At 45.0% G+C, this 23652-nt stretch carries 19 protein-coding genes and 2 pseudogenes; 12 read left to right on the top strand and 9 right to left on the bottom strand.

What is annotated here, in order from left to right; all coding sequences use genetic code 11:
- Positions 1–871 (top strand): annotated as a pseudogene (locus tag D908_RS20360) (Hsp70 family protein); the annotation flags it as partial.
- 56 nt (positions 872–927) lie between these two features.
- Here the strand turns inward: D908_RS20360 and D908_RS15645 are convergent.
- Positions 928–2004 (bottom strand): GGDEF domain-containing protein, encoded by a 1077-nt coding sequence (locus tag D908_RS15645; protein ID WP_032467518.1) that lies wholly within the window; start codon positions 2002–2004, stop codon positions 928–930.
- A 383-nt stretch (positions 2005–2387) separates the two neighbouring features.
- Here D908_RS15645 and D908_RS15650 point away from each other — a divergent pair, with 383 nt between their 5' ends.
- Positions 2388–3041 (top strand): MSHA operon transcriptional regulator, encoded by a 654-nt coding sequence (locus tag D908_RS15650; RefSeq protein WP_000434279.1) that lies wholly within the window; start codon positions 2388–2390, stop codon positions 3039–3041.
- A gap of 57 nt (positions 3042–3098) precedes the next feature.
- Here D908_RS15650 and D908_RS15655 read toward each other — a convergent pair whose 3' ends face one another.
- The 3 genes from D908_RS15655 to D908_RS15665 all read right to left on the bottom strand — a co-directional run bounded on the left by D908_RS15655 (position 3099) and on the right by D908_RS15665 (position 5827).
- Positions 3099–4430 carry a GGDEF domain-containing protein gene (locus tag D908_RS15655; RefSeq protein WP_000610835.1) on the bottom strand — a complete coding sequence of 444 codons (1332 nt, stop codon included), beginning with the start codon at positions 4428–4430 and terminating at the stop codon, positions 3099–3101.
- Positions 4427–5446 carry an ABC transporter substrate-binding protein gene (locus D908_RS15660; protein ID WP_005522823.1) on the bottom strand — a complete coding sequence of 340 codons (1020 nt, stop codon included), beginning with the start codon at positions 5444–5446 and terminating at the stop codon, positions 4427–4429. Before D908_RS15660 ends, D908_RS15655 begins: the two co-directional genes overlap by 4 nt.
- A gap of 156 nt (positions 5447–5602) precedes the next feature.
- Complete coding sequence (locus D908_RS15665; RefSeq protein ID WP_000498505.1) at positions 5603–5827, bottom strand: hypothetical protein; 225 nt, start codon at positions 5825–5827, stop codon at positions 5603–5605.
- A gap of 275 nt (positions 5828–6102) precedes the next feature.
- On the opposite strand from D908_RS15665, the gene D908_RS15670 reads away from it, so the two are divergent.
- Positions 6103–8046 (top strand): diguanylate cyclase domain-containing protein, encoded by a 1944-nt coding sequence (locus D908_RS15670; protein ID WP_005522821.1) that lies wholly within the window; start codon positions 6103–6105, stop codon positions 8044–8046.
- On the opposite strand, the gene queC is transcribed toward D908_RS15670, so the two are convergent.
- Both queC and queE read right to left on the bottom strand, forming a co-directional pair.
- The gene (queC, locus tag D908_RS15675; RefSeq protein WP_005522820.1) at positions 8018–8713 is read right to left on the bottom strand and encodes a 7-cyano-7-deazaguanine synthase QueC; all 696 of its coding nucleotides are present in this window, start codon (positions 8711–8713) and stop codon (positions 8018–8020) included. The genes D908_RS15670 and queC overlap by 29 nt on opposite strands.
- A 12-nt stretch (positions 8714–8725) precedes the next feature.
- On the bottom strand, positions 8726–9376 hold the full coding sequence (queE, locus tag D908_RS15680) for a 7-carboxy-7-deazaguanine synthase QueE (protein WP_032467514.1): 651 nt from the start codon (positions 9374–9376) through the stop codon (positions 8726–8728).
- 220 nt (positions 9377–9596) lie between these two features.
- Here queE and D908_RS0118910 point away from each other — a divergent pair.
- Positions 9597–10417 (top strand): annotated as a pseudogene (locus D908_RS0118910) (Cof-type HAD-IIB family hydrolase).
- A 53-nt stretch (positions 10418–10470) separates the two neighbouring features.
- Here the strand turns inward: D908_RS0118910 and D908_RS15685 are convergent.
- Positions 10471–11403 (bottom strand): precorrin-2 dehydrogenase/sirohydrochlorin ferrochelatase family protein, encoded by a 933-nt coding sequence (locus D908_RS15685; RefSeq protein ID WP_005522811.1) that lies wholly within the window; start codon positions 11401–11403, stop codon positions 10471–10473.
- A gap of 465 nt (positions 11404–11868) precedes the next feature.
- Between D908_RS15685 and D908_RS15690 the strand changes: the two genes are divergently transcribed.
- From D908_RS15690 to D908_RS15715, 6 genes are all read left to right on the top strand, one after another.
- Entirely contained in the window at positions 11869–12897 is a 1029-nt protein-coding gene (locus D908_RS15690) for an amino acid ABC transporter substrate-binding protein (RefSeq protein ID WP_001284564.1), read from the top strand.
- Between the two features lie 134 nt (positions 12898–13031).
- Positions 13032–14237, top strand: coding sequence for an amino acid ABC transporter permease (locus D908_RS15695; RefSeq protein WP_000805331.1), 1206 nt, complete (start codon positions 13032–13034; stop codon positions 14235–14237).
- A 2-nt stretch (positions 14238–14239) separates the two neighbouring features.
- Positions 14240–15337 carry an amino acid ABC transporter permease gene (locus D908_RS15700; protein ID WP_000848140.1) on the top strand — a complete coding sequence of 366 codons (1098 nt, stop codon included), beginning with the start codon at positions 14240–14242 and terminating at the stop codon, positions 15335–15337.
- Positions 15338–15359: 22 nt separating this feature from the next.
- Positions 15360–16115, top strand: coding sequence for an amino acid ABC transporter ATP-binding protein (locus D908_RS15705; RefSeq protein WP_000193743.1), 756 nt, complete (start codon positions 15360–15362; stop codon positions 16113–16115).
- Positions 16116–16359: 244 nt separating this feature from the next.
- A complete protein-coding gene (locus tag D908_RS15710) occupies positions 16360–17031 on the top strand; it encodes a Bax inhibitor-1/YccA family protein (protein ID WP_005511563.1) in 672 nt (223 codons plus the stop codon).
- Positions 17032–17144: 113 nt separating this feature from the next.
- Positions 17145–17474: a TusE/DsrC/DsvC family sulfur relay protein gene (locus D908_RS15715; RefSeq protein WP_005522810.1), complete on the top strand. Its 330-nt coding sequence runs from the start codon at positions 17145–17147 to the stop codon at positions 17472–17474.
- 76 nt (positions 17475–17550) lie between these two features.
- On the opposite strand, the gene yccX is transcribed toward D908_RS15715, so the two are convergent.
- Entirely contained in the window at positions 17551–17826 is a 276-nt protein-coding gene (yccX, locus tag D908_RS15720; protein WP_005522805.1) for an acylphosphatase, read from the bottom strand.
- 88 nt (positions 17827–17914) lie between these two features.
- On the opposite strand from yccX, the gene D908_RS15725 reads away from it, so the two are divergent.
- Together D908_RS15725 and D908_RS15730 are read left to right on the top strand one after the other, a co-directional pair.
- A complete protein-coding gene (locus D908_RS15725) occupies positions 17915–19318 on the top strand; it encodes a methyl-accepting chemotaxis protein (RefSeq protein ID WP_005522803.1) in 1404 nt (467 codons plus the stop codon).
- A gap of 94 nt (positions 19319–19412) precedes the next feature.
- A complete protein-coding gene (locus D908_RS15730) occupies positions 19413–20606 on the top strand; it encodes a class I SAM-dependent methyltransferase (protein ID WP_005522800.1) in 1194 nt (397 codons plus the stop codon).
- A gap of 25 nt (positions 20607–20631) precedes the next feature.
- Here D908_RS15730 and D908_RS15735 read toward each other — a convergent pair whose 3' ends face one another.
- A complete protein-coding gene (locus tag D908_RS15735; protein ID WP_032467513.1) occupies positions 20632–23568 on the bottom strand; it encodes a ligand-binding sensor domain-containing diguanylate cyclase in 2937 nt (978 codons plus the stop codon).
- Between the last annotated feature and the right edge of the window lie 84 nt (positions 23569–23652).

Genomic DNA, 23652 nt, shown 5'->3' with positions numbered 1-23652 from the left:
TCAAAACACTCACCAAAGAGTTAGAAAGACGCTTAGGCAAACGGGAAGAATGGGACTTCGCGACTCTGCGTAGCCTGTTTGACAGTCTAGCGCTTGGCCGCAAGCGCCGCCGCCGTTCAGAGCTGCATGAGAAGAACTGGCTGCGACTGGCCGGTTTCAGCCTACGTCCCGGTTTTGGTGATGCCACCGACAGTTGGCGGATTGAACAAATTTGGGCGTTGTACCAACAAGGCATTCAGTTCGCCAACACTCAAGGTTGGACGGATTGGTGGGTATTCTGGCGTCGAGTTGCCGGTGGTTTAAATCAGGAACAGCAAGAAACCTTGCTTGCGGATATTGCTAAATACCTGCATCCGAGTGCTATGCGTACTCCTGCTTCGACCAAAGAAGCCCAAGAGAAAGGCTATGAAGCATGGTGCGGTTGGCGGCTTCGTTAGAGCAGCTACAGGTTGAAGATAAAACACTACTCGCCACTTGGTTTTTGAATAAGGCACTGAATCACAATCAATACCAACAAGCGCACTGGTGGGCTTTAGGGCGTTTAGCAGCGCGCATTCCCTTCTATGGCAGCCTGCACGCTACACTCCCGAAAGAGCAGATCCAACAATGGCTACCTAAGATCTTAGAGCAAGATTGGCAAAAAGAACCCATGTGCGCTTTCGCCACCGTGATGATGTGCCGCAAAACGGGCGATCGCAGTCGCGATATATCCGAAGAATGGCGCACGCAAGTATTAGATAAACTCAAGCAGAGTCGCGTTGCAGATTCATGGATCAATTTGGTTAGCGAAGTGATAGAACTGGATGAAGCAGAAACTCAACGTACATTCGGTGAAAGTTTACCAAGCGGTTTAATCTTGTTGACTCACTGAGTCTCCTTAGCACAAACACCTTCATCGGAGCCGTAAGGCTCCGATGGTTTATGGGATTAAGCAGAGTGTATCGTCTGCACCATGACACGGTTTCGGCCTTGTTCTTTAGCTTGATACATTGCGCTATCCGCTTTGCGTAGCGCCTCACCATAATCGAATGGAGTATCGAACAACACTGCACCAATACTCACAGAAACTTTGAGTGACTGATTTTCAATGCAAAAACCTTGTGAAATAGCGTCACAAACGCTACAAAACACCGCTTTAACTCGTTCGGCGTCAGCTTCACGAGCAAACACCGCAAACTCTTCCCCACCGTACCGTGCCACTAAACAATCCGTTAAGTTCAATGACTCTAATTTCCGGACCACAAAAGAGATCACCGCATCCCCCATATCATGACCATAAGAATCATTAATCTGTTTGAAATGATCAATATCGATCAAAGCAACCACATAAGGTGTATCTGACTGGTTAAGCTGGCGTTGAACTTGTTCTTTAAAATAACGGCGGTTGAAAGCTCCCGTTAACTCATCACGTATTGAACGTAAGCGATGCCATTCAATTTCTTCAAACAAAAACAGCATCAGCATGGTACCGAGAGTGATAAAGAAAAAGAGATTTTGTACCACAATGGTCGATGCCCGAAACACAGCCATTAATGGTAATGTCTGGTAAGTCACTACTGGTATGTAGAGCATCACCATCATGATCGCCAAAACAGCCGCCAATAAGGCTTGCTCTGGTCGTCCGCGTTGCCCATTTTTAGCCGCAACCAAAGCCGTAACCAAATATACAGACGACATGCTCACAGACGCGACCATAATACGTATTCCCATACCATCAGGGTTCATCTTAAACAAGGTGTACTCAAGCAGAGCAAATAATAATGAATGACCTAGAGCAAGGAGATACAAGCCCGCGCTAAGCGGCTTTTGATACCAACGCAATACCGCAAATAACATGCAATAACAGCCTAATTGATAGAGCAAATTATTCGTGAAGATGGCAAATCCCATCGGTAAGATAAAACGTAGCGAAGAGGTGGTATAACCCAAACCACAAGCTAGAAACAGCAGTACAAACCACGTTGCCGTATCCAATTTATGGTCGGCCAGTTTACTTCTTAACATGTACAGAAACAAAGCGGCTATCGAACTACACGCAATATTATTGATTACGTTAGCTATCTCCAAGAACGAAAGATCCATCACACTTGGCCATCCTAAATGCACAGAAAGATATTCAACAAAACAATCATTTTGGCGCTCTTCATGAAAAATAACTACTAAAATATTAATTAGCTAACAACTTAGGCTCGCATTAATGTCTATAAAGGGTGTAGAATTCGCCTCCCAGATAAAAACTACAGTCTAAATAGACACATTACGTCAACGCCTTTGGTTAGTAACTGCTGTGACAGTTTGCTCTTTTGCTTAATATCGGCTTTCATCCGCACTAACGTCGTAAGAAAGCCCATCTGTAGGTAACACAAGCTCTGGTTGCAAATATACTGATGGAACAAGATAAATTTACACACATTTTTCGTTTGCCAGGTTCAATTCAAGTCCGTATTGCCAAGTGGCAGCAAACCTTTCGAGGCAAATCTGACTTGGTGCTTCACCAGGCATTAGTGGCTCGTAATCGTCAATATAAGAATGCAGACTTCCAACCTAAAGGTTGGTGCGTCAATCTCTTTGATCCTGATGATATTTCGATTACTCATCATGGTGACTATATCCAAACAGCAATGCGCACAATGATCGATAGAAAAGTGTCTTATAAACGCATCTATTTATCTCGCATGCCTTTGGAACAGGCCACCGACGAACTGCGCCGTTTTAAATTAGCGTGGATTAAGAAACACAATACCATTGCTCAGCGCTTTAATCAGATCCAGAAAGAAGCCTTCCTCAATTATGCTCGAGAAGAGATTGAAACACTCTATCCTGCTATCCCGGAACAAAGTTTTGATCGTTCTCTGTGGAACCGATTGGTAAAGCAAGAGTTTGGGCATGCGGATAACTTTGAAGACCCTTATTTTGTGGTCAAAAAAGTGAAGGCTCAGCCAAGTCAATCAGAGCGTAACCGTTCGAAACACACAGAAGGCCGTAAGCCTCCACGTCGTTTCCAACCAAAACGTTTTGAAGCAAGAAATGCCAACCACTAGTTACGAGCAATCGCAGTGTGAGCCTATAGCCAGTCACACTGCGATTATCAGGAAGATCTAGCCAACCAAGGTTTCTTTATCATCTTTGTCACGATAAGCACAGTAGATCATGCTGCCAGATTGGTGTTTTGCAACGTACATCGCTTCATCAGCAACACGCAATAATCCCGGCATTTGTGTACCCTGCTCTGGGTATAGTGCAATGCCTATACTGACTCCTACGATTAAATCTTCATCGTTAACTCGTATTGGTTTCAGCAGCTTATCAAGTATCTGGTAGCTCTTATCTCTCACGCCTGAATGATCTTGCAGAATATCAAGGCAGACCACAAACTCATCGCCACCCAAGCGTCCACAGAAATCGGATTCGCGAATCGTTGCTTTCAGCCTTTGTGCCACTTCTCGGAGCACAATGTCACCCACGTCATGTCCTTTTGAATCATTGATTTCTTTAAATTTATCCAAGTCAAAAAACAGTAAGGCAAGTTTCAAATTGGAACGTTTGGCCTTGATTAACGCTTGGCTGAGCTGCTGCTTGAACGCTCGACGATTCAAAAGGCCAGTGAGTGAATCCCTTTCAGACAGAAAACGTAACTCTGCTTTTTGACGTTCCAATTTAGCAGTTTTTCTTGCTACTTCAGCTTGCAATTCATCTTTGGTCACCGTTGTACTTTGCAAGTAAGACTTCATCTGGTTAAAGAACTGTGTTAACTCAACAAATTCTAGCTCGTTGTTTTCATTTGATATTCGGCTTGTCAAATCACCTTTTGCCGTGGAGTCAATCCCCTCGCGCAATATCTGACAACCATGTCGAAAACGACGTAAAACAATTAAGGCGATGCCACACACTACAGAAGAAAACACCAGTAAATGAAGCATAGTTGTGAGCAAAAGGGAGCGTTGGCTTGTAATGCTGCTTTCCATCACCTGACGCTGAATAAAGGTTAATTCTTCATTCATGTTCTGCACCAAAATATTGTAGCGAGAGTGGAACAATTCATAGGTGCCTAACCCATCCACCAAAATAGTGATGCCGGATTCTTGTGCCATGCGGCGCTCTTGCTCTAGCAGCCCTGCCAAACTGTTATTCATTCTTTGAATACTACTTAACTTTTGCTCAGCCACCATTTCCACGGTCAGTTGTCGTGCAAGCACTTGTTGAGATCGGTAAACCAAATCCAGGCTGTTGGCATCCTTGTACTGTAAGAAAATCCAGAGCTGGCCGCGAAGCATGGCGACACTATTCTGAATTTCTAAAATCGTGTTTAACTGAGCATTCGTTTGCTGCTGTTTTTGCGCCAGATTGAACAGTGAAAACGCAATAAAACACACCAACGTCAGTGAAGCAATAAAGAGCACCGTCATCTTGCGCGTCAATGAGTTAATCATGGTTTACTCCCCTCACGTTGTAACGCCTCGATGAAGAGTTCATCAGCCATGAATTGTCGATAATCGGGAAGCTGCCCAAGCACAAGCCGGCTATCCAAAGCCCAGCGTCCTTGCATTTGTAGATTGGTGAGTAATGTATTGCCCAACGAGAGACGAAATGAATAATCCTGCCATGACCATTTCAACTGTTTTTCATCAATGCCAAGCACCCCTGCCACTCGCTGCCGTGTGCGGTCTGGGTTTTGGTGCATCCAGTCAATCGCCTGCTTGAGTGCTTTTAGCAGGGCGAGCGCATTTTGCTTTTCTGTTGTAAGCGTATTTTTCATCACTAATAAGTTAAACGATAGGGTATAAATTCCCGGTAAACTGAGATTGGTCACTTTGGAATCAGCAGTAACATCGATTTTGTAACCCCATGGTTCCCATATAGAAACGGCATCAAGCTGTTTATCAAATAACTGTTGATAGAGTTGATCCGCCGAGCCATAGACCTTATCAATCGGCATTAAACCTTTTAAGTTATTCGCGAGTAGCAACGAATCGAAATAGAATTCGCTGGAGCTGGCTTTGATCATTCCCACCCGTTTATTTTGCAGATCGCTCACTGAACGAACGCCATCACTTTCTAAAGCGAGCAGCTTTACGTCATTATCAGACTGCACAAAACTCGTCAGTATTTGAAAATCTTGTCGCTCAAAGCTGGTGAACATCACTACAGTTTCCGAGGCAGTAGCGTAACTCACATCACCATTCATCAATGCCTGACTACATTGAACACCACCACTGCACGCTATCAATTCCACATTGATGCCCTGCTGTTTAAAAAAGCCCAATTGCTCGGCAATATAAAAAGGGGAAGAAAGAGGCGTTTGTGATACCGCTATTTTGACTAAAGAAGTCGGTAGAGTCGGAGCATTCGATGCAGCGAAAGACTCCCACCCTCTCCACAAGCCAAAAACTATTGCGATTGCTAATAGGAAGACCACCCATCGATGGTATTGCCCAGCCAAGAACATGCCAACCTCTGAATCTGTTTGTATATAGTTATATACTCAGTTTAGATGCTAATTGGCTATTCGCGAGTGTTGTCACGGTAGAACAACACTCTGCGATGAAGTTAAATGGGAGTAGTAAATATACCTATATGATTATTCGGTAGTTTTCTTCTGAAATTAATGGGTGACATCATCAGGTCGTCCACCAAAATCCGCTTGATCATAGATGTCGGCTAACGTTTTTTGGCGTTTCTGAGTACTCTTCCGATGCTTTTTCGGTTCAAAGTATTGCTCTACATGCTGCAAGGTTTCTTCGTGCTGTTTGGCAGATTGAAGAAATTCAGGGTTGCTCATCGCTTGCTGGCGCAGACGATTAACGCGTTCTAGTGTGTCCCAAAACATATTTCGCCCTCCTTCACTGTATATAATTACAGCTTAGTTAACTTTACAGGATTGTCAACCAATAAACTGTTTTTTTATACAGTATAAGGATATATTAAGGAGGCAAGTTATCAAAAGCTGGCGAAGTAGACAGGGAACAAATACCTCACTTCAAGTAATTCATAGGGTTAGCATTGTCGTCGTCATCACAAAATTATGACTGCGAACATAATAAGCCATTGTTAATCAACAGATCGTTCTATATATTTTCCGAACTAAGATCACACAATTAAATTATGAAACTTTATTTTAAACGCTCGCTGCTTGTCCTAGGTCTGTTTGCATCACTCTGTGCCGCTTCCGAACGCACAGCGTGGGAGGAAGTCTACTCAAAATCCCTCCATAAACATGATGAATCCGCGTTACAGCTATTGCGCGATCGTTATCATTCCCTCCCCAATGGAGCAGAAAAGCTCTACTTGGCCTCCAAAATTCAAGGCTATTTTGTACTAAAAAGTCAGCCCTATTATGGAGAAGCAACCAGCACGCACGATGCATACGCCGCATCCGAGCAACGCTTCTTAGAAGCATTGAATAAAGAAGAAGCGTTGGACTATGGAACAGCTGAAGAGACTTACCTCTCTTTCTACTCCAGCATGAAGCAAGAAGATAACCAAGATGGCATGCTGTTATTTGAATACCATCTTTGTCGGCTTTATCAGCGTCATGGCCGACCTTATAAAGCGCGTTTTTATTGTTCACAAATGGATCAAAGGCTACTCAATGCTGAAGACCCATTATTCCCGCGCTATCGCGGTTTGCATCTTGTGGCCAATAATCTTGAGTTTTTAGGCGAATACCAAGAAGCATCCGAAACCTATGATCTTCTACTCAATTTACTGCCTGATTATGTTGACCCTTCCGCCGCGTATAACGATGTTGGGCTTTTAATGAGTACTTTGGGGCAACATCAGCTCGCATTGGAATATCTAAACAAAGCCTTGGAATATCGAATTCAGCAAGGGAATCCTTTACTGATCGCACAAGTTGAGCACAGCTTAGGTGATGCCTATTTTAAACAAGGCCTTTACCAGCAAAGCATTAACCACTTTACTCAAGCGGAGAAGTTGCTCTCTCCTGCTAACTATCTGTTCGGCTTAGCTTATGTCCATCTTGGGCTTGGAAAAGCGCATGTTGAATTAAATCAATTCGTCCAAGGAGACCAACACTTATTAAAAGCGTTGGAGTACGTTAGCCAACATAAAGACCAATTTTTACAGGGGCTTATCTACTTATCTCTTTCACAAGCGCATTTTAAAGAAGAGAAATTTGAAGAAGCAGTTGAATACGCGAACCAAGCGATCGCGATTAGTGAATCTGCCTCTCTACCTCGTCTTAAAGGTAAAGCCTATCTACAATTAGCCACTATTGCTGATCACCAGCAGCAGTACCAACAAGCGCTCGAATGGTACCGCCAATATGCAGAGAGTGAATTACAACTGCGTAATTCCGAGCAACGCAAAGCCTTTGAGGCGTTGGATCTCTCCAAAGCGGAGATAGAGCAAAAACACAGTGTTAATCTCTGGCGGGAAAACTACCACATTTTGTCGGATAAATATGAGGTGTTGAAATGGCAGCGCATATCACTCTCGCTACTGATCCTCATGCTCGCCATCGCACTACCCTTTGCTTATTATCGCCGTAAAAGAGAAAGCGAATTGACAGGCCAAGACCATTTACAAGGTGTGTTAAACCGTAGCTCTGGCCTTGAACGTTTAACCCAAATCAAATCAAATAAGCAGCCTGAACAAGCTCATCTGCTGGCTTTGTTAGATGTGGACCAACTCCGACTGTTTAACGAACGTTATGGTTATGAAAAAGGTGACGCGGCTTTGCAAAGCATGATTGATACTTTGCTGAAACAACTTCGTTCAGAGGATTTCTTGTGCCGACTTGGCGATGATGAATTTCTGATTGTGATGCCAAACAGTGAGCGCGTCAGTGCTGAAACTCGTCTTTTCGCCCTTCATCACTCAGTGAATGTCAAAGCCGAAGCAACACCACATCAATCCGGGTTGAGTGTGACGATGAGTTATTTAGCACTTGAGGGAGATTTGGCGAATTTCCATCGCTACTATCCAAAATTGGATGCTGCTTTGAATATCGCCAAACAAAATAGTCGAAGCGGCGTTGTGGATGCCGCCGACCCAACTAATGCTCTACTGACTGCTTGTCCATAAGCGCATTGAGTACGCTATCACGGTTGTTTAGATAGTCATTCAGACCAGCCTTGCGAAGATGGCAGGCTGGACACTCTCCACAGCCGTCACCAATCAATCCGTTATAACAAGTTAACGTTTGGTGGCGGATCAAATTCAAAGCACCAAGCTGATCTGCCAGAGCCCATGTCTCTGCTTTATTCAGCCACATTAACGGAGTGCGGATGGTTAACGACATATCCATCCCTTTCGTTAAGGCTTGATTCATTGCTTGCACAAAGTCATTGCGACAATCTGGATAACCAGAAAAATCGGTTTCACACACACCGGTGATCACTGTTGCGGCACCAATTTGATAAGCGTAAATTCCAGCCAATGTCAGGAAGAGAATATTGCGTCCTGGTACGAATGAGTTCGGCAAGCCATTCGCTTGCAGCTCATGTGATACCGGAATGTCATCACGTGTCAGTGAGCTGATGGCTAATTCATTTAGCAAGCCAACATCCATCACTTTATGTGCAGCCACGCCTAATTGCTTGGCAAGTTTTTGAGCAACTTCTATCTCTAGCTTATGGCGCTGACCATAATCAAAGGTGATGGCATGTACTTCATCAAACTCTTTTAACGCTTGTACCAAGCAGGTAGTTGAATCTTGCCCACCACTGAATACCACGACCGCTTTTTTCATGTTGCGTTCCCCTTAAGCAATATTGAGATATTTATGAGTTTGGATAGAAAGACGCCAGTTGCGCGCTATACATGTACGGATACAAAGTTCCGTAGCACGAGGCTTTTGGCTAATGGGTTGCAGCGCGATAACCGTTTTCTCATCTACACTGGCACGCACCAATAACTCATCGAGGTTACCAATATCGTTCTCGGTCGCGACCGGATGTTTGATTTCATTGGCACGTTGTAATGCTGAATCCAGTATTGGTAGTTTACCCTTCATTGCCACTTTTGGTGACACTGTCACCCATGTGGTAGGCGTAGCAAGAATCTCATAGGTACCACTGGTTTCAATCTGGCACTGGCAGCCTATCGCTTCAAAAGCTTGCGTTAACTCTGTCAAATCATAAATGCAAGGTTCACCACCAGTAATCACAATATGCTTGGCTTGATATCCCTGAGCTCGATAACGCTCTATAACGTCTTGAGCACTGGCTTGACACCAAGTAGGGGCATCACTCGTTTTGAGCAGAATTTGGGGAAATGAGGTTTGATCTGATTCTAAGGTTTCCCACGTTTGCTTGGTGTCACACCAAGCACACCCGACAGGGCAACCTTGCAAACGTACAAACACCGCAGGCACGCCAGTAAACACGCCTTCGCCCTGAATGGTCTCAAACATTTCATTGATTCGGTACAAGATGAACTACCTAACATGGATAAACAGAGTTGCAGGGGGCAGACCATAATGGAGAAGGCGATCAAGGTCAATTTAAATGGATAGCCAGCTCGCAAAATTGCTCACGTTTTCATTTTTAGCCGTGATGGCTCACAGTTCAAGCGGGAAGTGTATATAATCGGCTTCCTTCACCTCTTCCACTTTAACTTTACGTAGGTAACCGATGTACAAACTGATTGCGCTCGACATGGATGGTACGCTGCTCAATAGCCAAAAGCAGATTTCTCCTCGTACAAAGCAGGCGATTGCTAACGCTCGCCAACAAGGAATTCAAGTTGTGTTGGCTTCTGGCCGCCCTATCGATGGCATGCGTAGCAAGCTGGAAGAGTTAAACCTCACTGGTCATAACGATTATGTGTTGTATTACAACGGTTCTATGGTTGCTAACGTAGGTAGCGGGCAGATCATTCACCAACAGATCATTGATGGTAAAGCTGCCAAACGTGTGGCTCGTCTTGCTCAAGAATGGGGGCTCAATGCCCATGCATTTAGCCAGATTCATGGTTTGATCACCCCAAAAACCAGCCAATACACCGAAGTCGAAGCCGCTCTTAACGGCCTCACTATTACAGAAATGGATTTTGAACAGTTGGCAGATGATCACCCAATTATTAAAGCCATGATTGTGGGTGAGCCAGATAAATTAAGCCATGCAATTAGCCAAATGCCAGAACAGTGGCGTAAAGAGTTCACCGTGGTACAAAGTGCGCCCTTCTTTTTAGAATTTCTCAATACAGGAAGCAATAAAGCGTCGGTGTGAAGGCGATTGCGGAACACTTAGGCATTCAAGCAAACGAAGTGATTTGTATGGGCGATGCGGAAAATGATCACCATATGCTTGAATACGCAGGTTTAGGAATTGCGATGGCCAATGCGATGGAAGAAACCAAACGCATTGCTGACCACATCACACTGAGTAATGACCAAGATGGTGTAGCTGTCGCGATTGAACGTTTTGCACTCGGTTGCCTAAGCGAAGCTTAATGTCTTTTGAGGTAAGGCAATCTCTGCCTTACCTTTTGTCTTGCCTCTTGATCCTACTGAGCCAGTTTTAATACGCGAGCTTTACCTTGCAGTAAGGCATACTCGTTACTGCTTCCCGGTATCAACACACAGACTGTTTGCGCTTCATTCTGAGCTTGAGACAGCAAAGTGCTCAATTCTACCGACGAGTGAAAACTTTGCCGTTGCGCATCACGTCGACACAAATCAATAAACTCAAACGGGCAATCTTGAGTATGCAACACCAACTCAGCTTGCTGCATGTGACGTAGCGCTTTGAGAGACAAAAGTTCAACATCACGTCCAAACTCAATCCAAGTCGTGGCAAACATTTTGTCTGCGGACTGGCCGATCAATTGAATATATATGCGTTCTAGTGTTTCTCTTTCTTGGGCGCTTTTTACTTCAGGATGAGCAAAGAAACGCTCCCAAAATTGGCGACGTAAGTCGACATTGGGTAAGAAGTCTTTGATCGAGTTTCGCTTTGAAGCACCGAAATCCGCTAATAATGATAAATTCTGAGCCAACACAGCTTCGAGTGTTTCTCGGATATTGCGGATCAACACTGGCGAGGCTCCACCACTGGAAATTGCCAGTTGGATACGTCCTCGTTCAATCATTGATGGTGTAATAAAATCACAGAAGGGTTGATCATCCACCACATTCACTAAGATGCCCTGCTCTTTCGCATCTTTATGTACTTGATGATTGAGCTCTGGATTATCCGTAGTTGCCCACACCTGAACGTAACGTTTATCTAACCAATGTGATGAATAAAAATGCTGAATCCAGTGGCATTTACCTTCATTAATCCAGCTTTGCAGTGCTGGTGCAACTTGTGGCGAGATCACAGTCACTTTGGCATCCGCTCTAAGCAGTGCATCAATTTTTCGGCAAGCTACCTCACCACCACCAACAACCAGTACGGGTTTGTTAGTCAGATCCAGAAACAACGGAAAATAGCGCATAGTGACATCTTATGAGTTGTCTATCCTTAACTTGGCTACATGCTACCAAAAATGGGGCAAGAAAAGCATCTGATAACCGGAATGAAATAAATTCTGTGCAAATTTCACCCATAAACTAGTGAATCTGACTAAATCACCATTAATTAATAGAATTATTAATTAAAACTTAATTGCCTCACCACCATCCCATTCTGTTGCACCATTCCGTAACCCAGTTGCACTATTTACATTTATTTAACATTTAGACATCCTTGGCGCAGTTAAGGAATTGACGAATTAATCAACTCTTTTGATGAGTTGTTTGAGAAATCCAACATCCTTACCTACGCTTACAACTGGTTGATTTGTCAATGTGCAACAACAATGACTGCGACCAATAACAAATAATTCAATAAACACAACATAGCTAAACTCTTGTATCAGGTGTTACCTGGTCAAAATACGGATCAAACAGGAAGGATACAAATGGCGAATAAACTCACTGTTCTTGCTTCTGTCGTCGCTGCCTCATCTGCACTACTCGCCCATTCGGCGTCAGCCGCAGAAAGCACACTAGACAAAGTGTTAGCTCAAGGTTTTATTACTTGTGGCGTCAGTACCGGTTTACCAGGGTTCTCTAACCCTAATGCTAAGGGGGATTGGGAAGGGATTGACGTTGAGTATTGCCAAGCACTTGCCGCGGCTGTACTAGGCGATAAAACCAAGGTTAAATTCGTTCCACTCACCGCTAAAGAGCGTTTCACCGCGCTACAATCTGGCGAAATTGATGTTCTGTCACGTAATACCACCTGGACTTTGCAGCGTGATAGCGCTCTAGGCCTTAATTTCGTTGGGGTGAACTACTACGATGGCCAAGGCTTCATGGTGAAAAAAGATCTGGGAATCAAAAGTGCTAAAGAGTTGGATGGGGCTTCTGTGTGCGTTCAATCCGGAACCACTACTGAACTCAACCTCGCGGATTACTTCCGCAATAGCGGGATGAAATATAAACCTGTGGTATTCGATACCGCAGCGCAAACCTCAAAAGGTTTTGATGCAGGTCGTTGTGATGTTCTTACCACTGACCAATCCGGTCTGTACGCATTGCGTCTGAATCTAGAGAAACCAGATTCTGCGTTAGTTCTCCCTGAAATCATTTCCAAAGAACCACTTGGACCAGTAGTGCGCCAAGACGATGATAAATGGTTCAACGTTGCGAAATGGGTACTGTACGCGATGGTGAACGCAGAAGAGTACGGCATCACCTCTAAGAACGTCGATGAGATGATGAAATCTGATAACCCTGAGGTAAAACGCATTCTCGGTCTTGACGGTCCTAAAGGCACAGGCCTTGGCATTCGTGACGACTGGAGTTATCAAATCGTGAAACAAGTGGGTAACTACGGCGAAAGCTTTGAGCGTACGGTCGGCTCTGGTTCACCACTGCAAATTGACCGCGGTGTGAATGCGCTCTGGAATGCGGGCGGCTTCATGTACGCACCACCTATCCGTTAATCAATAAACATAATCCCTGACCAGCTTGAAGCAGCAGTACGTGGAGTGTAACCGCGTGCTGCGGCTTCGAGTAAACAAGGAACCTGTGCTGGGCTGATTGCCGAGCACAAAAATGGATAAGAGGTTACTGCTGTATGAAACCCACAAATCACGCTGCGTCACAACATGCTGACGCGCATTCTAAGCATGCCAATTTACTTTATAACCCCACCTTTCGGGCTGCTGTTTTTCAATTTCTTGCTGTGTGTGCATTAAGTTTTTTTCTGTACACCATAGTCAACAATGCATTAAACAATCTTGAATCTCGGGGGATTGCAACCGGATTCGCGTTTTTGGACCACGCTGCCGGTTTTGGTATCAGCCAATCTCTAGTGGATTATGACGAAACCTATAGCTATGGCCGAACGTTTTTGGTCGGTCTGCTGAATACGGCTTTGGTCTCTGTTCTTGGGATTATTTTCGCCACCCTATTGGGCTTTGTTCTCGGTATTGCACGTCTATCAAGAAACTGGCTCATCAGCCGTTTAGCCGCTGTTTACATTGAGACGTTCCGAAACATCCCATTACTGCTGCAGATTTTCTTTTGGTACTTCGTTGTGCTGCAAGCTCTCCCCTCTGCCAAGCAAAGTATGCATCTGGGAGAGTGGCTTTATTTAAACGTCAAAGGCCTTTATTTGGTGAAGCCAGTTTTTGAAGCAGGCAGTCTCTGGGTATTGATTGCTCTACTCGCTGGAATTGCCTTTTGCTGGGTATTAAGTATTTGGGCAAACAACCGCCAGCGATTAACGGGACAACAAACACCGATGGGACGATATGTGCTCATCTGCTGCGTTGTTTTCCCACTTTTGGTTTATTTTGCGCTCGGCCAGCCTATTTCGGCAGAGTATCCCGTATTACGAGGCTTTAACTTCCAAGGCGGGCTGACTGTCTTACCCGAACTTGCTGCATTGCTCGTGGCTTTAACCATCTACACCGCGTCATTTATCGCGGAGATTGTACGCTCGGGCATCAATGCGGTCAGCCATGGCCAAACCGAAGCCGCCATGTCACTCGGACTGCCGCGCGCAAAAACCTTAAAGCTGGTCATTATTCCTCAAGCTTTGCGCATCATTATTCCACCACTGACTAGCCAATATTTGAACCTAACCAAAAACTCTTCTTTGGCGATGGCAATTGGCTACCCAGATCTGGTTTCTGTGTTTGCTGGCACTACGCTCAATCAAACGGGTCAAGCGATTGAAATTATTTCGATGACCATGCTGGTTTATCTGAGTTTAAGCTTGCTCACTTCAGCACTCATGAATTTGTACAACCGCAAAGTGGCATTGGTGGAGAGATAATTATGAAGACACATCAATTTCAACCCAGCCTACCGCCACCAGCCAACACAACTGGCCCTATCGGTTGGCTACGTAAGAACTTATTTAATGGTCCATTCAACACCATAGCGACCCTAGCTTTGGGGTATTTGGCGGCGCAAGGTATTTGGAACATTCTTGATTGGGCCATCATCAACGCCAATTGGAGCGGAACAACGCGCAACGACTGTACTCTTGAGGGGGCTTGCTGGGTATTTATCAGTGCCCGTTGGGAGCAGTTTATGTACGGCTTCTACCCTGCCGCTGAACTATGGCGACCAAGGCTATTTTTCATTACGCTCGCAATTTTCGTAGCACTGCTTGCGTACGAGAAAACGCCGAAAAGAGGCTGGATATGGCTTGTTTTTGTCAACATTTACCCTTTTTTCGCCGCCATTCTTTTGTACGGTGGATTGTTTGGTCTGGAAGTGGTCGAAACCCATAAATGGGGCGGCTTGCTCGTCACCTTGATCATTGCCTTGGTCGGCATCATTGCCTCATTGCCAATTGGTGTTGCGCTTGCTTTAGGCCGTCGATCCGACATGCCGATCATTCGCAGTTTATGTACTGTGTATATTGAAGTGTGGCGTGGTGTTCCACTCATTACCGTGCTGTTTATGGCTTCTGTAATGCTGCCCCTGTTTTTATCTGAAGGCTCTGAGATCAATAAACTGCTGCGTGCCTTAATTGGGGTAGTCATGTTCAGTGCCGCTTATATGGCCGAAGTGATCCGTGGCGGCTTACAAGCCATCCCGAAAGGCCAATATGAAGCTGCAGATGCCCTTGGCCTAAGTTACTGGAAAAAAATGGGGCTGATCATTTTGCCGCAGGCTCTGAAAATCACCATTCCATCCATTGTGAATACCTTCATCGGCCTGTTTAAAGACACCAGCTTGGTGCTGATCATCGGCATGTTCGATGTTTTGGGTATAGGTCAATCAGCAAACACTGACCCTAATTGGCTTGGTTTTGCTACGGAAAGTTATGTTTTTGTCGCGTTAGTGTTCTGGATTTTCTGCTTCGGCATGTCGAGATATTCGATTTGGCTTGAAGGCAAACTCCATACCGGTCACAAACGATAAGTCACTCTGCAAGGAACGTATTATGACGCAACAACTTAATCAAGAACTCATGATTCAAATTAAAGACATGAATAAATGGTATGGCGAGTTTCACGTACTGAAAAACATCAATTTAAATGTCAAAAAAGGCGAAAAGATTGTTATTTGTGGCCCTTCCGGCTCTGGTAAATCCACCATGATCCGCTGCATTAACCGCCTCGAAGAACACCAGAAAGGCCAAATTATCGTTGCCGGGAATGAATTAACCGAAGATTTGAAAAACATCGAATTGGTACGCCGCGAAGTCGGCATGTGTTTTCAGCACTTCAACCTTTTCCCGCATTTAACAGTATTGGAAAACTGTACTCTCGCGCCAATTTGGGTCAAAAAAATGCCCAAAGACAAAGCTGAAGAAATTGCAATGAAATACCTCACTCGTGTACGTATTCCTGAGCAAGCAGATAAATATCCGGGACAACTTTCAGGCGGTCAACAACAGCGTGTGGCAATCGCTCGCTCACTATGTATGAATCCACAAGTCATGTTATTTGATGAACCCACATCTGCACTCGACCCTGAAATGGTACGGGAAGTGCTGGATGTTATGGTCGAATTAGCCGAAGAAGGCATGACCATGCTGTGTGTAACCCATGAAATGGGCTTTGCCAAAGAAGTCGCAGATCGCGTTATCTTTATGGATGCGGGGGAAATTATTGAAGAAAATAATCCGAAAGAATTCTTTGAAAATCCGCAATCGGATCGTACTCAGAACTTCCTTTCACAAATTCTGCACCATTAATAACGAACGTGCATTCCCCATCCCTAAATTCAGAAGCGTTAAACGCTTCTGAATTCTTTTAAAATCATAGAAATAAAATAATTACATTCAGCCAACTCAATGAAATATCGTGTTACAACTCCACATAACGTTAACAAGCGAATTTGATTATTATTGATTTAGACAGATCAAGGGGCTTGAAATTTATGGCATTGAGCCTCATAACTGTCCCTGTAGCAATCAGTACTTTCAACAGAGGAAAAGTATGAATACGCCAATGTTTACCAGAACTTCCGGCATGGAACGTACTCTCGAAACTAACAAAGTTTTGAAGAATACTTACTTCCTGCTTTCTATGACCCTAGTCACCAGTGCTATTGCAGCGATGGCGACCATGGCTATCGGCATCTCTCCTATCTTTGCTTTGGTGATGCAGTTGGCTGCCATTGGCATTCTGTTCTTCGTAATGCCAAAAGCGATTAACTCTTCATCAGGTATCCTATGGACTTTCGTCTTTACAGGATTGATGGGTGGTGCTCTTGGCCCAATGCTGAATTTCTATGCTGCGATGCCAAATGGCCCAATCGTGATTGCGCAAGCCCTTGGCTTAACCGGTATGGTGTTTTTAGGTCTGTCGGCTTACACGATTACCAGCAAGAAAGATTTCTCTTTCATGCGTAACTTCCTGATCGCAGGTCTGATCATTGTGATTGTGGCATCGTTGATCAACATCTTCGTTGGCTCAACCGTTGCTCACCTAGCAATCAGTAGTGTTTCTGCACTGGTGTTCTCTGGTTTCATTCTGTTTGATACCAGCCGCATCGTACGCGGTGAAGAGACTAACTATGTGTCAGCAACAATCTCTATGTACCTGAATATCCTGAACCTGTTCACAAGCTTGCTGAGCATTCTGGGTATTATGAACAACAACGATTAATTCGTTAGATTGTTTATCCTTAAGCCCGATAATTTCATCGGGCTTTTTTGTGCTTGAGCCATGCCTTGAGCTTCGCTACCCTATGCGAAAATTTCCAACCACAGAAACTCATCATGCTTGAATACCAAGGCCAAACTATCGAAATCGATGCTCAGGGTTACCTTCTCGACTTTACCCAATGGGAAGAAGGAATGATCGCTCTGCTGGCAGAACAAGAAGGGATTGAGCTGACTGAAGCTCATTTAGAAGTTGTCCACTTTGTTCGTCGCTTTTATGAAGAGTTTAAAACCTCGCCCGCGATTCGTATGCTGGTGAAAGCAATGGAAAAAGAACACGGCCCAGAAAAAGGCAACAGCAAATACCTGTTTAAGCTTTTTCCCAAAGGTCCTGCCAAACAGGCCACTAAACTTGCAGGCTTGCCAAAGCCCGCCAAGTGCTTGTAACTCTTAAGCAAAACACAAAACTGAACAATGAATAGGGCGAAGTCAGTGAAAGCGGCTTCGCCTTTTTATATTGCCATTAAAGAATTTCAAATCCCGGATAAACTCTTTCTAGCTCGCAGCTTGAGCGAATCACTTGTTTGACGCTGGCCGTTTTGGGGCCATCTTGCAACCATATGTAGAATTCATCTAGCTTTTCAGGCAAGCCGCACGCCACGACTTCTACATCACCAGAATTGAGGTTTTTTGCGTAGCCAGTCAAACCCAATTTCAGGCCTTGATGAGAAGTATGGTAGCGAAACCCTACCCCTTGCACATGTCCGGACACTATGAATCTGTCGCATTTTGTTACCATCGCCTTAACCCCTTAATCTGCCGAGTGATATACTCCGCATCTCATAACCCTTCTGATGCCCTATTCACCAGAACACGAGCCGTAAAATATGAAAGAGATCCCTTTTCGTTGGATAGACAAATACCTCATCCATCTCAAAATCCAAGAGAAATTCTATCTGCTGTTTTTACTCCCTATGTTGGCACTGATTATCGTCACTCTCGTATTAGACAGTGCTGCCGATCTCATGCTTCAGCAACTGTATCGCCAAGAATTGCTGCTGATGAAAGATCTGATTGAAGCGGGTTCGCTCTCCCAACAACAAGTCTCTTCAATAATAGCCAACTCTAGCACTATTGCCTTTGGCAATGGTGCAAATGCGATCTCCGTTATGGATGGTGCATTTGGCTTAACCACTTTGCATGATGTCGACTTGTGGCATACCTTAACTTGGCATCATTGGTTGGTCATTGGTGTGACTTTACTGGTGATGGCAGCAGGTGTTTACTACATCATGACGTTCATTGGCGGAGCCATGTACTCTTTGCATAAGGCGCTTGAAACACTAGGAAAAGGTGATTTGACCTATCGTATGAACTATTTCCCAGTGCGTGATGAGTTCAGCGAAATTGCGATTACTTTTGATAAAGTGGCACAGCGAGAACAAAAACTCGTTCACTCGATTCAAGAATCTGTAGCGCTCATGCAGCAAATCAGTTCTGACCTTAACCTTTCCGCGCAAAGCAGCGCAAGTGCCTCAGAGAGCCAGCAAGAGCATCTCAACTCACTCGCCAGTGCTACAGAACAAATGGCTTCAACAATCCGAGAAGTGGCTGGCCTCGCCCATGATTCAAGCCAACAAACGGAAGAAGCCAAACGAGTAGCGAATAGCGGGCAGGCAAAAGTCACGCAAACTCTGACGTCAGTAGGACAACTCGCTCGCGAAATAGGTTCCGCCTCTCACGCTGTAACTGAGCTTGATAGTAACGCAGCGCAAATTGATGCTGTGGTCACAACCATCAACGCCATCTCCGAGCAAACCAACCTGTTAGCGCTGAACGCTGCCATTGAAGCAGCTCGTGCGGGTGAACAAGGGCGTGGTTTTGCTGTCGTGGCAGATGAAGTACGCGCTCTCGCAGGAAGAACGCAAAGCGCAACGGTTGAAATTCAATCCATGATTGAGGCGTTACAGCGCAATAGCCAATCTCTGACCAAATTGATGGACGTTACTGTGGCGAGTGCTAACCAAGGCCACCATCTGATGAGTGAAGTCAGCGGTGAAATTAACTCCCTTGCTCAGAAAAACCAGTCGATTTCCGACAGTAGCGTGCAAATTGCTACCGCAGCCGAAGAGCAAGGCGTGGTTGCCGATAATATTGCAGCCAGCGTGGAAGAAATTCGCGAACAAGCATCGGGTATTCATAAAACCATCCAATCCACCACACAAACGATCAAGCAATTACGTCAGCAAAGCGATCAATTAGAACGTTTACTGACCGGGCTGAAAGCCTAGTACCAGAGCCGCTTATCGCGGCTCTTTTCTTTTGCTTTTCTTATTCAGTTCCACGACAATAGCCGCCCATTTGTATTTCCATCTGAGTAGCGTAATGACTCCTGCAATTTATTTGGTCAAAGGCCGTGACAAATCTTTGCGTCGTAAACATCCATGGATCTTTTCTCGTGGTATCAGCAAAGTCGAAGGGACTCCTGAGTTGGGTGAAACCGTCGATGTTTATTCCTTTGAGGGTAAATGGTTAGCGAAAGCCGCCTACTCACCGCATTCACAAATTACCGCACGCGTGTGGAGCTTCGAGCAACAGCCGATCGATCGTGATTTCTTCATTAAGCGCATCGAACAAGCACAACTTCTGCGTAACGATATTATTGAGCGTGATGGCTTAACCGGTTATCGCTTAATTGCTGCAGAATCTGACGGTTTGCCGGGTATTACTATCGACAAATATCAAGATTATCTCGTTTGTCAGTTACTGAGTGCTGGTGCGGAATACCAAAAGCAAACCTTAGTTGAAGCATTAGTTCACTGCTTCCCTGAGTGCCATATCTATGAGCGTTCCGATGTTGCGGTACGTAAGAAAGAAGGTTTGGAAGAGCGCGTTGGTGTACTTCATGGTGAATTACCACCCAAATCGGTAGTCATTGAAGAAAATGGCGTCAAGATCAGCGTTGATATTGTGGGTGGACATAAAACAGGTTTCTATCTGGATCAGCGAGACAGCCGTTTCCAATCCATGAAATACGTAAAAGACAAAGAAGTCTTGAACTGTTTCTCTTACACCGGTGGTTTTGGCTTATACGCACTTAAAGGTGGAGCCAAACGTGTGATCAACGCCGATGTATCTCAACCTGCTTTGGATACTGCAAAACTCAATGCAGAATTGAACGAATTTGATATCAGTAAAAAACGAGCGGTTTTCTTAAACGCTGATGTATTTAAACTGCTGCGCGAGTATCGTGACCAAGGTACACGTTTTGATGTTGTGGTAATGGATCCGCCGAAATTTGCTGAATCTAAAGCTCAACTTGATGGCGCATGTCGCGGTTACAAAGACATCAATATGCTGGCGATGCAGATTCTAAAACCAGGTGGCACACTGCTGACTTACTCTTGTTCTGGTTTGATGGACCAAGTGCTGTTCCAGAAAATCATTGCTGATGCAGCACTTGATGCGGGTCGTGATGTAAAATTTGTGGAGCGCTTTGAGCAAGCGGCTGATCACCCAACTGACACAGCTTACCCTGAAGGCTTCTACCTGAAAGGCTTCGCTTGTAAGGTTCTGTAAGCAAAGAATAGATGTATAAACGGTCTCAATTGAGACCGTTTTCTATTTGCCACGTTTCACTTTTCACCACTCGGTTACGACCGAGTTTCTTTGCAGTTAGCAGTGCATGATCCGCTAATTTCAGCACCGACTCATAACTCTCTGCCTGTTGCGAATCCGCAAATCCCACACTTACCGTCACAGTAAGTCCGGGAGCTACGGTGGAGAAATCGACCTGTTCTATCGTGCAACGCAGTTTTTCGAAGTAGCTCCAAGCTTCCTTGGGATCGCCCACATACAAAATCGTAAACTCTTCACCGCCCCAGCGAGCCACTCGAGTCTTATCCCTAACATACTTGAGTAACTGTTGTGATACCGCGACAATCGCCTGATCACCTATGATGTGAGAATAACGATCGTTAATCTGTTTGAAATGATCGATGTCGAGCAAACCAATACTCACTTGTTGTCCAGGGTGATCAACACGCGAAAATGCCTGTTTGAGATACACATCAAACGCCCGACGGTTCGCAAGTCCAGTTAACTCATCCTCTTTTGACAGCCTTTCAAATTTTTCTGCCTGAAAACGCAATTTTTGGGTTTGAAGCGCTACTTGCTCAACTAAGTACCACTCACGCCTCTTCAGCGTTCTGATACGCCACATCACCACGGAAATAAACAAGGCGACAACTAACATCCCCAACATAAAGATGACTTCTTTACGCTGCCAGAAATGAGGAGCAATAGTGAATGAGTAGCTGTAGGTCGCGTCATTCCATTTACCGTACGGATAACGAGCGCTGACAAAAAAGCGATAGTTCCCCGGTTCTAAGTTGGTGTACTCCGCCAAGGTATTGTGACCTCGGTAAGACCAATCCTCATCGAAACCTTCTAGCTTAGTGCGATACTGCAAGCGTTCCGACATCACAAAACCCAAGCCTACATAACCGAAACTGACTCGGTTAGTTCCTGCTTCAGCTATCTGTTGTTGCTCCGGATTAATATTCTCACCATCAAAGCTGACAGATTCCAAAACCACAGGTAAACGCAATTCACTCAATTGTTGTAAACGTTTGACCTTAATACTAGCGACGCCTTTTGCCGTCGCAAAATAGAGCTCTCCACTTGGTAGACTGGCGGCCGCAGGGTTAGTCCCCCCATTCGCTTGACTGGTCGCCATTCCATCACCTTCGTCAAAGTGCTCAAATTCGAGCTGAGTGCTCATCCCATCGGCAACCGCAAGCATCTGATCATAATTCAGTTTCCATATCCCTCGGTTGCTTGATAACCAAGCATGCCCCTCATTATCACGCAGCATCTGGAAGAATTTATCAATCGGCAACCCCGCAGCACGACCAATTAAAGATGTTGTACCATCACTCAGTCGGTAGCGAACAATTCCACGATCGGTTGCCATCCAAACGTAATCCGCTTCCATATAGAAACCAAATACATATTGTGCCTGTTCCATTTTGGTGAGATCGACCGGATGGATTTGTCCTTGATCATCAAAATAAGCAACTCCGACTGCACTACCCACCCATAGCCGCCTTTTTTCATCAATCGCCAACGCCATGATGTAGTTGTCAGGAAGCCGAGAGTTGCTCTTATTGTAAGTCGTGAGCTCCCCTTGAACTGATCGTTTGACTATGCCATCCGACGTACCTATCCAAAGATTGCCCTGTTCATCTTCAATTATGGCTCTCACTTCATTACTAGGCAGACCATCTTTTTCACCAAGAATTGGGGATAATGAGCCGCTTTGCCAAAGTAGTAGCCCTCGTTGTACGCTGCCAACCCAAACGCCACCCTCTACAGTGCTGGATTTGGCTAAACTCAATACGGAAGGACGAGTGCCAACGTGTGGCTTGATCGCGCTATGAGCTAAACCATCTTCAATAATGCTTAAACCACTGCTGGTTCCAACCATGATGCGTTGATCATCAAGTGGCAGTAGAGAACGCACATAGTTACCAATTAAACCTTTATCACAGTTGATATTGATAAAAGGAGCATCACGCAAACGCATCAAGCCGGCATTTGTACCAACCCATATGCTTCCTTCGATATCCTGATACCAAGACAACACACGGCTATTCGGCAAGCCACGATTAGGCTCTAAGAATTGCAGCTGTTGATTCTTAAGTCGGGCGATCCCACGATTGACGGTGCCAATCCACCAGTTTCCGACGCGGTCTTGCTCGGCTAAAGTCACCACTTCTTCCTCTAGTGGTGGAAAGAGTGATTGAAAGCCCTCTCTTGCCGTATCCGCAACCCAAACTCCATGATCTGTTGCGACCACAAGCTCTTGATTCAAACTGATGGAGATATAGTTAATCCGCTGATAACGACCTTTGGGCAATTCAACAACCGAGGGTTGTTGATCATCAAATTGGTATAGCCCTTTATCGGTTGCTGCAAACACTACGCCTTGCTGATTTTTCACTAGTCGATAAGCGCTGACATCCGTTAGTAACCAACGATCTGGGCCATACTGACCATCCCCGATATAAGGACGAATCATGACCCCTAAACCTTCAATGGCTAACCACAGATTTTGCTTTTCATCGATGAGAGCGCCATTCACCAAGCTGGGAGCCGAGCGAAAAGAAAGCCAACCGTAACTGAGCCTTTGCGTTAAGCTACCTCGCGCACCGCCAACCAATAGGCCATTGTTGCTCATAGGTAATAAGGTGCGAGTGCCTGAATCTTCCATCCCGGTTTGTGGGCTACGATCGAACAGCTGAAAATTGAGACCGTTGTAGCGAACCACACCCTCCCACGTTGCGAACCATAAATAGCCATCGCGTGTCTGAGCTACGCTATTAATACTGTTGTGTGGCAAACCATCAGTAGAAGTCCAGGTTTCCACAAAGTAATCCGAAATATGTTCCACTACAGCGTAAGCAGATGAACTGAGTAGCAACATGATCGCTGTACACATCTGCAGCCAACGGCAAGCCAAAAGCCTAATTCTTTTCATTATTCTAATTGTCCTTCACACCAGAAATGCCGACCGTTTGGTCTTAACCATTTCCAGCATTAATCTGGATAATTTTATTTTGTA

Origin of the sequence: Vibrio mimicus CAIM 602 (assembly GCF_000338875.1) — a bacterium.
GTDB classification, from domain to species: Bacteria; Pseudomonadota; Gammaproteobacteria; order Enterobacterales; family Vibrionaceae; genus Vibrio; species Vibrio mimicus.
Note: the sequence above shows the minus strand (reverse complement) of the source record. Positions and strands in the feature narration are given on the sequence as shown.